Genomic DNA, 14,687 nt, shown 5'->3' on the forward strand with positions numbered 1-14,687 from the left:
GTTAAGCCAACTGTGTTTCGAATAATTGAATGTTGCTTATTAATCGTTCTTTAACAATATTCATCATGCGTTTGTTTAATGCAGAAGAATTGGTAATGTAATAATGATACTCATCAACTGTAAATTGACCAATAATAATTCCTTTTAAAGCGTTTCTAAATTTGATATCTTTTTGAATGGCATTTTCAATATAGTCCAGTTGCTTTTCTATAGAGAAATCATAAAAAATACCTTTGTGTTTATTGGCGTAATTTTTAAAAACTTCAATTAATAAATCGTTTTGAAATTTAATAACAGGCCTTAGCGTGGTATTCTGAAAACGCTCATCAAGACTCATGGTATCATGGAATTTAGCTGATGGAATTTCAGGTCTACAGGTTAAAAGTTGTTCAGATCTATTCATGACATAAGTTTTAATAAATGTAAGAATTCTATGAGCCCTAAAAGCTTTTACTATAACGGAATATCAACAGCTTTATTAACAAATAAAAAAATACTATAGTGCAATAACATGTTTATGTACTTTTTATAAACTTAAAATTTGAATTACCTGTATCTTTGATTGTAGAACTAAATAGAAATATAAAATATGAGATTTCATTCACGAAAATGGGTTAAACCAGAAGATTTAAATCCAAATGGCACTTTATTTGGAGGTCGTTTATTAGCTTGGATAGATGAAGAAGCCGCCTTATACACGGTTGTACAGTTAGAAAACCCTAAAATAGTAACCAAATATATTTCGGAAATTAATTTTATGAGTTCTGCCAAACAAGGTGATATTGTAGAAGTAGGTATGCAGGTAACTAAATTTGGAACTAGTTCCATTACTTTAAAATGTGAAGCCCGAAATAAAATGACACGCGAAACCATTTTGACCGTAGATAATATTATTATGGTTAATCTTGGAGATGATGGAAAACCTAAACCACATGGCAAAACGCAAATAGAATTTGTTAAAGACCGTTTAAGTTAAGTTGTTTTAGGTTAATAAAATTGTAAAAGACTTGACATGAGTGGTTTAGTTTTGTAAATTATAGTAAAATTTAAATTATGAAAACACTTACTGTATTACTGACTTTTTTTATATCCATAAATTTGTGGGCACAAGATCCCCTCTTGCAGAAAAATAATCCAGCCTTGGATAAGCAGGCCAAAGAATTAACCCAAACGTATAGTAAAGAATTAGCACTGAATGGTGAACAAATTGGCATGTTTGAAAATAAGGTAGAAGAATTCTTAATTCGCAAAGAAAAAATTGAAAGAGAATTTGAAGGTCGTGAAAAATTGAACATGTTATATACCTTGCAAACAAGAGAAATAGCTGAAATGGATAATATATTAACCCGGCCACAATTGGAACTCTATAAAAAAATTAGACCAACCATTCAACCCTTGGAGCAATTGGAAGAGGATAAATAGTAGGTTTTCCAATTCGTTATAAGTATATCCGCCAAGAATTATTGTTTTTTATCGATAAAAATGTACGTTAATAAGAAACAAAATCCATTCAACGTAAATATTTTACGTTCATAAGATTTTTTATAGGCAAAGCAGTATAGTTGCTTAATTTTGAAGTAATTATCAAATGTTGTCTTATGAAAAATCTATTAACAAGCCTGCTTTTTATAGGTGCTATCGGTGTTATTTATGCTCAAAATTCAGTGCAAAAAACAAAATATTGTGACCATGTATCTAAACTTATAAAAAATCAAAACCCATTTTATGCTTATGATGAGGCAACTCTAAAAAGTGAAGCATCAATGGTGGAGCACCAAACACAATCTCATAAACTTAAAATTACTGGAACGGTTTATCAAACCGATGGCGTTACACCAGCTCCAAATGTTATTATATTCATTCAACAAGCCGATGAAAACGGCGAATACGCCGTGGTGTCCAATTCTAAAATTACCCATGTTAAAAACAGGTTATGGGTTAAAACAGATGAAAATGGGCAATACACAATTAACACGTTTATTCCAGGTTCCACAACAAAGCCGTTAATTTATCCGCATGAATTGCAACCCATGCATATCCATGCCATGATTAAGGAACCAGGGAAACCTGAATATGCTATGCATAGGATGTTATTCGATATCGACCCTTTAATTACGAAGTCCTGCAGAAAGCGCCTAAAACGAAAAAACATTGATAGTATTTTAGCCTTAAAAACAGAAGGCGATGTACAAATAGCTACTAAAAATATTGTTTTGGAATCACAAAGTGAAAGTCTGTAATATTATATAAAATGCTATAATTAGTTGAAAAGCATGGCGTTTTAACATTTAAATTAAAAGGTTTTGTCGTATTTTGCATAGTCCAAACTATCAATAATCAAAACCTAACGAATGAGGCTACTTTACTTATTCTTACTTTTCGGAATTTTTTGTACCACGATTTTTTCGCAAACTACCGCTATTCCTGACCCTAATTTTGAACAGGTTTTAATAGATCAAGGAATTGATACCAACGGTTTAAATGGAAACATATTAGATTCAGATGCCCAAGTAGTTACAATTTTAGACCTAGGAATAAATGGTATTGTTGATATTACCGGAATTAATGCTTTTATAAATATTACAGATTTAGATTTAGGAACAAATCAAATTGCCGATATTAATCTATCTACTTTAACCCAACTTATCACATTAAGATCGGAAGATAATGATGCTTTAACAACATTAAACGTTACACAAAACACACTTTTAGAATATGTATTTCTTGCTAGTAGGCCTTCTTTGCCTGGAATTCCACCAATAACCGTAATGGATTTTTCCCAAAACAGTAATATTATCTCCATTGAAATACGGTGGTTTAATAATGTGTCAGATTTTATTACGCCTGTAACCAACACCTTAACGCATGTAAATATTCGTGCTTTAGGGGACGCAACTTTAGATTTTTCGTTGTTAGATAATTTGGAAGATCTACAAATACGTGGAAGTTCTATTGCAACAAACATCACACTTCCCAATGTGTTCACCAATTTAACGTACTTAAATATTACGAGTATTAATATTCCAACTATTGATATTTCAGATTATATAAACTTAGAAGCTATTTACTTTTGGGGAACCTATGTGGAGAATTTAATTTTACCCAACTCTACGACCTTAACGGATATTTTCATCATTCTTCATAATATTCAGATTCCGATGGATTTCTCCATCATGCCAAATTTAACGGATATTGATATTACATTAAATCAAACAACACCCTTGGTTGTTGATGTAACTCAAAATTATCTATTAGAAGATTTGGATTTAGCCAATAATGATATGACATCTCTGGATGTGACTTAAAATGCAGTTTTAAGAAATTTGGATATCAGTCGGAATAATTTAACGTCTCTTGATTTAACCCAAAATTTAGAGCTATATAGATTAGATGCTTATGAAAATCAGTTGCCTAGCATTGATTTAACTCAAAATATCATTTTAGAATATTTAAATTTAAGACAAAACCTAATACCTATTTTAGATGTAACACAAAACATAATAATTAGATCTATAAATATTGCCAATAATTTGTTTACAGGTACGGGTTTAGATTTAACTCAAAACCCTACACTAGCTTCGTTTGTGGCTTCTTTTAATCAAATAGAATCCTTGGATATTAGTCAAAATGCTAATTTGAGTTATTTAGTTTTGGATAATAATCTATTTTCGGGAACGGATATTATGGATCAATTTTATACCATTCGTTTAAATGCTGGTGGGATTTATGGAGGTTCTTTAATATTGAGTCATAATTTATTGTCGGGACAAATACCAGACTTTGCTTCATTAATAGCTATGAGGTTAGGACAACCAATTGGATTTAATTTAGCTTTTGATAATAACTATTTTGAATTTGGTCATTTTGAAAATCAACATGCTGATTTAGTGCTGTATGATAACACATTTGGTCCACCTCCGCATTGGAACACCATTCCAAATATTCGCGATTATTTTTATGCACCACAAGCTAAAGTGGATGTAATTGAAACCATAAATGCCAATGCTGGAGATGCTGTAACCTTAACAACAGCATGCGCTGGTAACCAAAATCATTATACCTGGTTTAAAAATGGCGTAGCTATTCCTGACGCTCCCGATTCTCCAACTTATACTATTCCGGCTGTTACTAGTTGTGATGAGGCTGTATATCATTCGGAAATCTTGAGTGATTTGGTACCATTTGAAAACGCAAGTCCGGCCGGAACTGGAGGAAAAAACTTGTTGCTAATTAGAAACGATATCACCTTAAATATTACATCACCTACAGAAGATTGTGTTAATCTTATTTCACCTGCACCTGGAAGTACAGCCATACCTATTAACGAAACACTTACGTGGTCGGACAATTTAGGCGCATGTGGTTATTTTATTAGTATAGGAACAACGTCAGGCGGAACAGACATTTTGGATAATGAAGATGTTGGGGATGTGAATAGCTTTAATTTAGGTACAGATTTTCCATTAAACACGGTCATTTATGTTACTATAACACCTTATTTTTATAGTGGAACGACTTTAATCTGTACGGAAGTTAGTTTTACAACAGCGGCAACTGCAAGTCCTACAGTTTGTACACTATTAAATGCACCAACTGCAGGCGAATTACATGTGCCCTTAATAGCCAATGTTTCTTGGGACTCAAGTCCATATGCAACGGGTTATATTATTTCCATGGGAACAACGCCGGGAGGAATAGATATTGCCGATACCATTGACGTTGGTAATGTTACGTCCTATAATCCACCAATGAATTTGCCTGAATCTACAATAATTTATGTAACCATATCACCATATAATAGTTTGGGAATTATTTCAGGTTGTACTGAAGAAAGCTTTACCACGGAAGGGTTTTATCCGCCTTGTACTAATTTAATTGCGCCGTTGAATGCGTATACAAATGTTGCTATTTCATCTGATATATCTTGGAATCCAATTTCTGAAGCAACGGGTTATATTTTAACTGTAGGAACCACATCTGGCGGAATTGATATTGTTGATAATTTAGATGTCAATAATATGACAACTTATAATTTTCCTGCGGATTTACCTTATGGAACCCAAATTTTCGTGTCAGTTACGCCTTACAATTCAGCAGGAAACGCTTTGGGTTGTACCGAAGAAACATTTACAACAGAAATTATTCCACCAATGTGTACTGCATTAACAATGCCATTAAATGGGGAAACGAATGTGTTATTATCTTCTAATATTTCTTGGAATGCCATACCTACTGCAACAGGCTATATATTGACGGTAGGAACCACATCTGGTGGAATAGATATTGCCGATAATCTAGATGTAAGCAATGTAACGTCTTACAATTTCCCAACCGACTTACCCGAAAACTCCCAAATTTTTGTAACTATTACACCTTATAATTCCATTGGAAACGCGACCGGTTGTGTAGAAGAAAGTTTTACCACAGAATTATTGCCGCCAATCTGTACACAATTAACAACACCAGTAAATGGAAGCACAGTGGTTCCTGTTGCAACAGATTTGTTTTGGAACGCATCACCAACCGCCACGGGTTACATTTTATCTGTTGGAACCGCATCGGGCGGAACAGATATTGTAGATAATCTAGATGTGAATAATGTTACAACTTATAATTTACCAACAGATTTGCCTGCGGAAACAACTATTTTCGTTACTGTTTCACCATATAATTCATCAGGTACCAATTCAACTTGTTTTGAAGTGAGTTTCATAACCGAATTGCCTTTACCAACGTGTATTAATGTTGTTTTTCCTCTGTATCAAGCTACAAACGTTCCTGTTAATACTAATATTTCGTGGGCTGCTAGTGATTTTGCCACGGGATACACCATTAGTTTAGGAACAACAACAGGAGCAACGGATATTCTTAATATAACCGATGTAGGGAATGTAACCACTTACAGTCCGCTAGTTGATTTACCTAGTAATACTACTATTTTTGTAACCATTGGCGCGTATAATGGCACAGGAAGTACTGTTTGCGGTGATGATCAATTTACTACAGAAGATTTAAATGTAAATTGTGTGTCATTAACAACCCCACTAAATAATGCTACAAATGTCTCCTTATTAACAAATCTAACATGGAATCCCGATGTTCATGCAGAAGGCTATATGTTGACGGTTGGCTCATCGCCTGGTGGAACTGATATAGCAAATAATTTGGATGTTGGGAATGTTACCACTTACACTTTTCCAGCCGAACTGCCACAAAACCAACAAATATTTGTCACCATTCAACCTTATAATTTTATAGGAATTGCAACCGGATGTGCGGAAGAACGTTTTTTAACGGAATTACTAATACCAGATTGTACAAGTTTAAATTCACCCCAAAATAATGAAACTCAAGTGCCAATTAACACAACACTTTCTTGGTTGCCAACAGATAATACAACTGGATATATAATTTCTGCGGGAACCTCACCATTTGGCGCGGAATTACTAAATAATGTGGATGTGGGTAATTCAACAAGTTATAATTTCAATTCAGATTTGCCTAGTAATACCATAATCTATGTTGTTATTACACCTTACAATGAAGCAGGACCGGCTACGAGTTGTAACGAGGTGTCTTTTACTACAGAAGAAGTTATTCCATTATGTACGGAATTAATTATGCCATATTCAGGCGAAATAGATGTTTTAGAAAATTCAAGCATATCCTGGATCGCCGTTAATAATGCAACGGGTTATGTTTTAAATATTGGAAAGGTTTCTGGGGTAGCTAATTTAGTTTCCAATGAAGATGTTGGAAACACCACAACCTATAATCCAACAACTAATTGGCCAGAAGGAGAAACCATTTACATTTCCATTACGCCTTATAATAATGTTGGAGTAGGTGTTGCTTGTAATGAACAATCATTTACTATTATAAACCGCGATATTATTACACCAGCATTTTTTACACCAAATGGAGATGGTCAGAATGATGTTTGGCGGGTTGCCGATTTGCAAAACGAAATAAAACAGATTACTATTTTTGATCGTTATGGAAAATTAATTAAGCAACTTCATAATAGGTCTGCAGGTTGGGATGGTACATTTAGAGGGATTGAACAACCAACCAGTGACTATTGGTTTCTCATGGAATTACATTCTGGCGAACAACGACGTGGCCATTTCACATTAAAACGCTAAAATCCAACATATAATACTTTAACAAATACTTGTTACACTTTTAGTTTAGAAAGCCTACTTTTACCGTATAAATTATTTAGACTGTCTTCTTTTTTAAGATCCCTCTTTATCTTAATCAATCCTTTACTTTCTTCATTTCTTTACAGAACCAAAAGGACACATGGTGTGTGCTTTTAAAATAACAGTGTACCAAATCATAATATAAGTTTCATGGAAAATCCAAAGTTTTCACGAGTAGCTGATAACGATTTTTCAAAAACGTTACGTCGTCGCGTCAATCTATATTTCAAAACAAACAAATTAAGTAAAAAAGCAAATACCACCATGGTGACTAAAACCGTTGTGATGCTATCCTTGTTTTTTATTCCCTTAATTTTACTGTCTACGGGCTTGGTTACACAAACTTGGGTGCTTTTTTCACTCTATATTATTTGTGGTTTTGGTATGTCTGGGATAGGTATGGGAGTTATGCATGATGCCATACATGGTGCATATTCTAAAAATAAAACTATTAATAGATTGTTGGGGTATACGTTTAACATGATAGGTGCCAATGCAACCGTTTGGAAAATTCAGCACAATGTTCTTCATCATACGTACACTAATATAGATCATGCCGACGACGATATTAACACACCTTTTTTCTTACGCTTTTCCCCAAATGGCGAACATCATAAATCTCAAAGATTTCAACATATATACATCTGGTTCTTTTACGGAATTTCAACTATATTTTGGATAACGGCTAAAGATTTTGTGCGCTTAACACGTTACAAAAACATGGGGCTTTTAAATAATGATCAAAATTATCAGAAGGAAATTACAAAAGTAATTGCTTGGAAAATTTTTTACTATTCATACGCTTTGGTACTACCCATGATTATAGTACCTTTGTCATGGTGGGTCATTTTGCTAGGCTTTTTAAGTATGCATCTCGTAACCGGGATCATGGTGAGTATCGTGTTTCAAATAGCTCATATAATGCCTGAAACGGATTTTCCATTACCTAATGAGCACGGAATGATGACAAATGAGTGGTATCGTCATCAATTTGCAACAACAAGTAACTTTGCTCCAAAAAGCAAGTTGTTATTTTGGATTATAGGTGGTTTAAATTATCAGGTAGAGCACCATGTGCTTCCAGACGTTTGTCATGTTCATTATAAGGCGTTAAGCCCCATAGTGGCGCAAACAGCCAAGGAATTTGGAATGACATACCACGTTAAAAAGAGTATCTTTCAAGCGATTGTAGATCATACCAAAATGCTTCGGTCTCTTGGTAGAAATGAACCAGAATACAAAGCGGCTTAAAAACAGTATATAACGAAATTAAAATTACGATTACGCATGTTTAAAAAATGGATTAATAAATTATTTAATACGGGTTCAGCTGAAACATCACAAGCTGGAAGTACTAAATCAGGATCAACTAAAGAAGGTACTGTTAAGTTTTTCAATAGAACAAAAGGATTTGGTTTTATAAATGTAAATGGAACCGATGAAGAAATCTTCGTTCACAAATCAAACCTTATTGATAAAATAAAAAAGTCTGATAAAGTGACCTTTAAAATTGAAAAAGGGGATAGAGGATTAACGGCTACAAACGTTAAACGTTTTAAAAAATAATATCGTTTTACAATTAAAAACCATCCGAATCGGATGGTTTTTTTATGCTATTAATTGTTTTAATATTTGTAATAAAGTCTTTAAAATTAGGCTTATTTTTTGATTGGAATTGGTTTTAATTCAATAATTCCAACGGCATCCAATACACGAATTATAAGATATGTCATATCAATCTCATACCATTTTACACCAAAATTAGCACGACTTGCAAACTTGTGGTGATTATTATGATAACCTTCTCCCATCATTAGAAAATCAAAACGGAAAAGGTTTTTGCTGGTGTTTTTCATTTTAAAATTTACATAACCATAAATATGCCCAAACCAGTTGATAATGACACCATGAATAGGCGCCATTAAAAATGTTATCGGCAAAAGCAACCATTGCCACCAAGCGGTTGCAAAGAACACAAAGAACAAGGTGTATAAGCTAATCCATAATAATCTAGAAAATCTTGAACTAGCAAAAGTATCAAAAGACTTCCATTGTGGTACGTTTTTGGTAAACCGTGGATCTACGGCAATTCGTTCTTGATTTATATCTTGATATATAGTTTTGGTTTTCCACATCATGGCAAACATATTGTCATCATACGATGGCGAATGTGGGTCTTGCTCCGTATCTGTGTAGGCATGGTGCATACGATGCATGATACCATAACCATAGGCGCTTAAGTAACTAGAACCTTGGAAAATCCAAGTTAAAACAAAGGTAATGCGTTCCATGGTTTTGGACATAGTAAAAACTTGGTGTGCTGCATAACGATGTAAGAAGAAAGACTGAAAAAATAAGCCACCATACCAAAGCACTAAAACGAAAATAACGACTGCCATATCTTTTTTTGCAAAGATAATTTGTGGTCAGGTGTTAAACAATGAACCTAAATTAAGAAACCTATGTTTTGGGTGCAGTAATAACAGGAAATAAGCCAATCCAATAAGTGAAATTTCAAAAATAATTAAGCTTAAATACGTTTCCGAATGCGGCTTAATGCTTGAGGCGTAACACCAATATAAGAGCTTATATATTTTAAAGGGACTTCTTTTAGTAACTCTGGTCGTTCCTTAAATAATTTCAAATAGCGTTCTTCGGCTGTTAGGTTTAACAAGTGTTGCTCGCGTCTGGATTTGATTAAAAACAAACGTTCAGCAGTTAGCCTACCAATTAAATTTCCAATTTGGGTGTTTTTGTAGACGTCTTGTAAATCGGCATAGCTCATACTTAAAAGTGTGGTGTCCGTTAAAGCTTGGAGCTCATAAGCTGAAGGAGATTGGGTTAAGAACGAATCATAAGCACTTACAAATTGATCCGTAAAACTGAAACCAAAGGTAATTTCTTTTTCAGGGTTTTCCTTTGGAATAAATAAACGTACTACACCAGACTCAATAAAAGAAATATGATTTTCTATGTCATGTAGCTTTAAAAAAATATGCTTTTTGGGAATTACACGACGCGTTAATTTAGATGTGAAAAATGCCCAATCTGCATCTGATATGGTTGCTATTTGTTCTAAATACGTTTTAATTTGTTGCACCTATATTGCTTGTAAAAGTTGATTGGCGAAGGTAATAAATTTTGCATGACGATATAATGTTTTTGCTTTATAGCGCCAATTATGTGTCTTAATTTCTACAAACAAAAAGGTCATCCAAAAACGGACGACCTCTTAACTACTTACTAAAATAAACTAAACTTACTTTAAACTTTCCAGTATTTTTTCTGCCACTAATTCAGATGATGCCGGATTTTGACCTGTAATTAAATTACCATCCTGAACGGCATAAGCCGCCCAATCATCCTTTTTTGAATAGATTCCACCATTATTATTAAGCATATCTTCAACTAAAAAAGGTACCACATCAGTCAGACCAACAGCAGCTTCTTCTGTGTTGGTAAAACCAGTAACTTTTTTCCCTTTTACTAATGGGTTTCCATCTGTACCTTTTACACGTTTTAAAGCAGCAGGTGCGTGACATACAAAACCTATAGGTTTGGCTTGGCTATTAAATTTTTCGATTAGTGCAATAGATGTTTCATCATTTGCTAAATCCCATAAAGGACCATGTCCGCCTGGATAAAATACAGCGTCAAAATCATCTGGATTCATATCGGATAATTTCTGTGTGTTCGCAATTCGTGCCTTGGCTTCCTCATCTTTATCAAAACGTTTGGTGGCTTCTGTAGCAGCATCTGGCGTATCACTACTTGGATCAATAGGAGCAGCACCACCTTTTGGTGTTGCAATAGTTATGGTTGCACCTTTATCTAATAACGTGTAATAAGGGCTTGCAAATTCTTCAACCCAAAATCCTGTTTTCTTTCCGGTATCTCCTAATTTATCGTGAGATGTTAATACAAATAATATATTCATAGTTTTTTCTTTTTTACTGTTTAATGGTTCTTCAAAAACGCTTTCAGAAGTATTTTTTATTTTGCTGTCTTTACAGCTTGAAACTGTAAGAATGGTTAGCACAAATGCGACGGTTTGAATAAGTTTCATTTGTAAAACTAGTAAGCCATTTTTACAATTTTTTCCACCTTGTCTGGAGATAAGGATTGGTGTTCACCTAATCCTAACCAACCACGATCCGTGAATCGTTGCGATATGGTTTCTGCAGTACCTTCAAAGTCTTTGGTATAATCAGAGAGTTTGGTATTAATTCCCAAAGCATGAAAAAATGCGACAGTTTTTTCAATAGCTAAATATGCAATGTCATCTGTGTTGCCTTCTGTAATATTCCAAACACGTTCGCCATATTGTGCTAATTTGTCTTTTTTCGCTTCAAAATTATACTTGTAATGACTTGGTGCAATAACGGCGAGAGTCCGTGCATGGTCTATGCCAAATAAAGCGGTTAACTCATGGCCAATGGCATGAACTGCCCAATCTGTAGGAACACCTTTTTGAATGAGTCCGTTTAAGGCCATTGTACAGCTCCACATGAAATTTGAAGCTGCTTGATAATCTGTTGGATCTTTCAATACCTTTGGAGCGACCTCTATAATGGTTTGCATAATACTTTCAGCAAAACGATCTTGTAATAACGCACCACTAGGATAGGTCATATATTGTTCTAAAACATGTGTGAAGGCATCTGCTAAACCATTAGCCAATTGGCGCTCAGGAATAGAGGTTATAACCTGTGGATCCAAAATGGAAAACTCTGGAAATAAGCCAGGACCACCCATGCTTAATTTTTCTTTCGTTTCAGCTCGGGTAATTACGGCACCTGAATTCATTTCAGAACCGGTTGCAGGTAGGGTTAAAACCGTACCAAATGGCAAGCCTTTTTCGGTTCTAATATTATCGGCTAAAATATCCCAAGGTGTAAGACCTTCATATAAGCCCGCAGCTGATAAAAATTTAGTACCATCAATTACGGAACCACCACCAACAGCTATTAAAAAGTTGATATTTTCTGTTTTAATAATTTCCAATGCTTCCAATAAAACAGCATATTCTGGATTGGCAGGGATGCCACCAAATTCAATAACGGTTGCATTACCCAATGCTGCTTTTACTTGATTATAAATACCGTTTTTCTTAATACTTCCGCCACCATACAAGAGCAGAATTTTAGCGTTTTCAGGTATTTCGTTCTCTAATTTTTTGATACTATCCTTTCCAAATATAATTTTGGTCGGGTTTTTAAATTCAAAATTGTTCATAATATTTTTTTTATGTTTTTCTAAAATTTAGATTTTAACAATCATTTTACCTTTGTTTTTACCTTCAAATAAATCGATAAAAGCTTTTGGAATGTTGTCGAAACCATCTACTATTGTTTCTGTATAGGTAAGTTTTCCTTCGGATAACCATTCTGATAGTTGCTTCATGGCTTCAGGAAATTTTTCTGCATAATTCGAAACGATAAAGCCTTGCATGAGTGCGCTATTTTTAACTAGAAATGGTTGTACGCTTAAGCCTTTTGGCAATTCAGTGTTATTGTATACCGATATAGCGCCACAATTAATAATGCGTGCAAATTTGTTAATACTAAAGAATATAGCATCAGAAATTGGTCCTCCTACATTATCAAAATAAATATCCACGCCATCTGGAGCAGCTTCGGCTATTGCCGATTTCATATCGTCTGTTGTGTTATAATTAATACCTGCATCAAAACCAAATTTGGATTTTAGCATGTCAATCTTTTCATCTGTACCAGCTATACCAACAACGCGTAATCCAAGGATTTTCCCTATCTGACCAACAACAGATCCAACGGCTCCTGCAGCTCCCGAAACGACTAATGTTTCGCCAGCTTGCGGTTTACCAATTTGTGTTAATCCACAATAAGCTGTTAAACCGGTCATGCCTAAAATTCCTAAATATGCACTCAAGGGTGCTTTGTTAGCATCAACCTTTAAAAGATCTTCGCCCTTTGATATTTGTTGGGTTTTCCAATCCAACATACCTGAAACATAATCACCTTCCGAAAATTTGTCGTTTTTAGAGTCGATAACTTTGGCTACAACACCAGAGTGAATGGGTTTGTTCAATTCAAACGGAGGAACATAAGACTTGGCGTCACTCATGCGACCACGTAAATAAGGATCTACGGAAACGTATGCCGTTTCTAATAACATTTCACCAGAACTGATGGTTTCTTTTACGTCTTCTGTTATAAACTCGAAATCTGAAAGCGTTGGTTTGCCTTCAGGTCTATTTTTTAATAATATGGTTTGTGTTTTCATTATATGATAATTTTATATGTTGTGTTCAATTGTTTTTATACTGCTCCAAGCCGATTGAAAAGCTGCATCTATTTGTGTCTGGTCGAGTTGAAAATTACCACGCTTTTGTGCCATCATTAAAAAGGATAATGGATTAATAGCATAGGCATATAATATATAGTTGGATAGAGGCTTTATAACACCTTCTTGCTTTCCACGTTCCCAAAGGTCGAGTAGGGGTTGTAAATGTTTAATCCCTTGTTGCACACTAGGTTCGTCAATCATGGGTGTGTTATCACATTGCGCTAAAAACATGGCTTTGTCAAGTTCGGTCTGTTTAAATTCGGCTATGCGTTTCCAAATGGTTTCAAATCCAGATTCAACAGAAACTTCATCACTATAGGTAGCAAAGGCAAAATCCGTATATGCGGCTTTTACTTCTAAATAGGTTTTATTAACCAAATCCTGTTTGTTTTCAAAATAGAGGTAAATAGTTGCTGGCGATACATTGGCCATCTTCGCTATTTTACTCATAGGCGTGGCGTGAAACCCATTATTATTTACTAACTCAATGGTAGCTTTAATAAGGGCGTTTCGTTTATCGATACTTTTCTGAAGTTTTGCCATGTTTTTTAATTCTTGTACAAAGATAGATTAAAAAATGAATGTTCATTCTTTTTTAACAAATGTTTAGGTTTAATGATTTAAGGTTGGGACAGGAATAAAAGGCGACTAACCATTAGGTAAAATAACGGTTAGCCGTAAACTTAGAATCAATTAATTCTAAAAAAGGTCAATTCTACAAGAATTGACCTTTTAAATAATAGTTTGTATTTAAATCTATTCAACCACACGCTCCACACGATTAACACTATCTGTTTTGGATAAAGATAAGCGCACAATACAATCAGCGGTACATAACAAATCATGAGGAACATGGGCTTCTAAAGCAATTAAATCGCCTTTTTTTAATTGTAATTTTTCGCCATTAACGCCAAATTCTATGGCGCCTTCAAAAATAGAAACCACAATAGGAGCAGGTGCTTTATGTTCTTTCATAATTTGGCCTTTGCGCATGACAATTCTAATTTCTTTAGAGTGATCGCTATCAAGTAGTACACTAATAGCAGGTTTATCTGTTTTATAAACCAATTGGTCTGTTATGGATGCTGTTTTCATAAATGTATATTTAAAGATGGATGTTTGTTAATAAAATGTTGGCTATAGCTTTATTGTATT

The 14,687-nt window shown here is 34.3% G+C and carries 15 protein-coding genes; 7 read left to right on the forward strand and 8 right to left on the reverse strand.

Translation table 11 applies throughout. The features are described 5' to 3' along the window. Nucleotide 1: 1 nt before the first annotated feature. A complete protein-coding gene (locus GMA17_RS04545; protein WP_248399589.1) occupies nt 2–403 on the reverse strand; it encodes a glyoxalase in 402 nt (133 codons plus the stop codon). A gap of 186 nt (nt 404–589) precedes the next feature. Here GMA17_RS04545 and GMA17_RS04550 point away from each other — a divergent pair, with 186 nt between their 5' ends. The 7 genes from GMA17_RS04550 to GMA17_RS15470 all read left to right on the forward strand — a co-directional run bounded on the left by GMA17_RS04550 (nt 590) and on the right by GMA17_RS15470 (nt 8,771). Further along, entirely contained in the window at nt 590–976 is a 387-nt protein-coding gene (locus tag GMA17_RS04550; protein WP_248399591.1) for an acyl-CoA thioesterase, read from the forward strand. A gap of 77 nt (nt 977–1,053) precedes the next feature. Beyond that, entirely contained in the window at nt 1,054–1,422 is a 369-nt protein-coding gene (locus GMA17_RS04555; protein WP_248399593.1) for a hypothetical protein, read from the forward strand. A 176-nt stretch (nt 1,423–1,598) separates the two neighbouring features. Beyond that, a complete protein-coding gene (locus GMA17_RS04560; RefSeq protein WP_248399594.1) occupies nt 1,599–2,240 on the forward strand; it encodes a hypothetical protein in 642 nt (213 codons plus the stop codon). A gap of 111 nt (nt 2,241–2,351) precedes the next feature. Continuing rightward, nucleotides 2,352–3,305 (forward strand): hypothetical protein, encoded by a 954-nt coding sequence (locus GMA17_RS04565; protein ID WP_248399596.1) that lies wholly within the window; start codon nt 2,352–2,354, stop codon nt 3,303–3,305. 18 nt (nt 3,306–3,323) lie between these two features. Further along, nucleotides 3,324–7,145 (forward strand): T9SS type B sorting domain-containing protein, encoded by a 3,822-nt coding sequence (locus GMA17_RS04570; protein WP_248399598.1) that lies wholly within the window; start codon nt 3,324–3,326, stop codon nt 7,143–7,145. Between the two features lie 210 nt (nt 7,146–7,355). Beyond that, the gene (locus GMA17_RS04575) at nt 7,356–8,456 is read left to right on the forward strand and encodes an acyl-CoA desaturase (RefSeq protein WP_248399600.1); all 1,101 of its coding nucleotides are present in this window, start codon (nt 7,356–7,358) and stop codon (nt 8,454–8,456) included. Between the two features lie 36 nt (nt 8,457–8,492). Beyond that, a complete protein-coding gene (locus tag GMA17_RS15470; protein ID WP_371922415.1) occupies nt 8,493–8,771 on the forward strand; it encodes a cold shock domain-containing protein in 279 nt (92 codons plus the stop codon). A gap of 92 nt (nt 8,772–8,863) precedes the next feature. Here GMA17_RS15470 and GMA17_RS04585 read toward each other — a convergent pair whose 3' ends face one another. From GMA17_RS04585 to GMA17_RS04615, 7 genes are all read right to left on the reverse strand, one after another. After that, nucleotides 8,864–9,604: an acyl-CoA desaturase gene (locus GMA17_RS04585; RefSeq protein WP_248399602.1), complete on the reverse strand. Its 741-nt coding sequence runs from the start codon at nt 9,602–9,604 to the stop codon at nt 8,864–8,866. A gap of 131 nt (nt 9,605–9,735) precedes the next feature. After that, nucleotides 9,736–10,305 carry a Crp/Fnr family transcriptional regulator gene (locus GMA17_RS04590; protein ID WP_248399604.1) on the reverse strand — a complete coding sequence of 190 codons (570 nt, stop codon included), beginning with the start codon at nt 10,303–10,305 and terminating at the stop codon, nt 9,736–9,738. 159 nt (nt 10,306–10,464) lie between these two features. Further along, the gene (locus GMA17_RS04595; protein ID WP_248399606.1) at nt 10,465–11,271 is read right to left on the reverse strand and encodes a type 1 glutamine amidotransferase domain-containing protein; all 807 of its coding nucleotides are present in this window, start codon (nt 11,269–11,271) and stop codon (nt 10,465–10,467) included. Nucleotides 11,272–11,279: 8 nt separating this feature from the next. After that, nucleotides 11,280–12,440, reverse strand: coding sequence for an iron-containing alcohol dehydrogenase (locus GMA17_RS04600; RefSeq protein ID WP_248399608.1), 1,161 nt, complete (start codon nt 12,438–12,440; stop codon nt 11,280–11,282). A gap of 27 nt (nt 12,441–12,467) precedes the next feature. Further along, nucleotides 12,468–13,469 carry an NADP-dependent oxidoreductase gene (locus tag GMA17_RS04605; RefSeq protein WP_248399609.1) on the reverse strand — a complete coding sequence of 334 codons (1,002 nt, stop codon included), beginning with the start codon at nt 13,467–13,469 and terminating at the stop codon, nt 12,468–12,470. A gap of 12 nt (nt 13,470–13,481) precedes the next feature. Then, nucleotides 13,482–14,075, reverse strand: coding sequence for a TetR/AcrR family transcriptional regulator (locus GMA17_RS04610; protein ID WP_248399611.1), 594 nt, complete (start codon nt 14,073–14,075; stop codon nt 13,482–13,484). A 213-nt stretch (nt 14,076–14,288) separates the two neighbouring features. Further along, nucleotides 14,289–14,627 carry a cupin domain-containing protein gene (locus tag GMA17_RS04615; RefSeq protein WP_248399613.1) on the reverse strand — a complete coding sequence of 113 codons (339 nt, stop codon included), beginning with the start codon at nt 14,625–14,627 and terminating at the stop codon, nt 14,289–14,291. Nucleotides 14,628–14,687 lie beyond the last annotated feature (60 nt).

The sequence above is a fragment of the Bizionia sp. M204 genome (assembly GCF_023205095.1).
Lineage (GTDB): Bacteria > Bacteroidota > Bacteroidia > Flavobacteriales > Flavobacteriaceae > Algorimicrobium > Algorimicrobium hallyeonense.

Bases quoted from the DNA above. Each gene is read 5' to 3' on its own strand.
- GMA17_RS04545 (WP_248399589.1), bottom strand. From the start codon at position 403: ATGAATAGATCTGAACAACTTTTAACCTGTAGACCTGAAATTCCATCA.
- GMA17_RS04550 (WP_248399591.1), top strand. From the start codon at position 590: ATGAGATTTCATTCACGAAAATGGGTTAAACCAGAAGATTTAAATCCA.
- GMA17_RS04555 (WP_248399593.1), top strand. From the start codon at position 1,054: ATGAAAACACTTACTGTATTACTGACTTTTTTTATATCCATAAATTTG.
- GMA17_RS04560 (WP_248399594.1), top strand. From the start codon at position 1,599: ATGAAAAATCTATTAACAAGCCTGCTTTTTATAGGTGCTATCGGTGTT.
- GMA17_RS04565 (WP_248399596.1), top strand. From the start codon at position 2,352: ATGAGGCTACTTTACTTATTCTTACTTTTCGGAATTTTTTGTACCACG.
- GMA17_RS04575 (WP_248399600.1), top strand. From the start codon at position 7,356: ATGGAAAATCCAAAGTTTTCACGAGTAGCTGATAACGATTTTTCAAAA.
- GMA17_RS15470 (WP_371922415.1), top strand. From the start codon at position 8,493: ATGTTTAAAAAATGGATTAATAAATTATTTAATACGGGTTCAGCTGAA.
- GMA17_RS04585 (WP_248399602.1), bottom strand. From the start codon at position 9,604: ATGGCAGTCGTTATTTTCGTTTTAGTGCTTTGGTATGGTGGCTTATTT.
- GMA17_RS04595 (WP_248399606.1), bottom strand. From the start codon at position 11,271: ATGAAACTTATTCAAACCGTCGCATTTGTGCTAACCATTCTTACAGTT.
- GMA17_RS04600 (WP_248399608.1), bottom strand. From the start codon at position 12,440: ATGAACAATTTTGAATTTAAAAACCCGACCAAAATTATATTTGGAAAG.
- GMA17_RS04605 (WP_248399609.1), bottom strand. From the start codon at position 13,469: ATGAAAACACAAACCATATTATTAAAAAATAGACCTGAAGGCAAACCA.
- GMA17_RS04610 (WP_248399611.1), bottom strand. From the start codon at position 14,075: ATGGCAAAACTTCAGAAAAGTATCGATAAACGAAACGCCCTTATTAAA.
- GMA17_RS04615 (WP_248399613.1), bottom strand. From the start codon at position 14,627: ATGAAAACAGCATCCATAACAGACCAATTGGTTTATAAAACAGATAAA.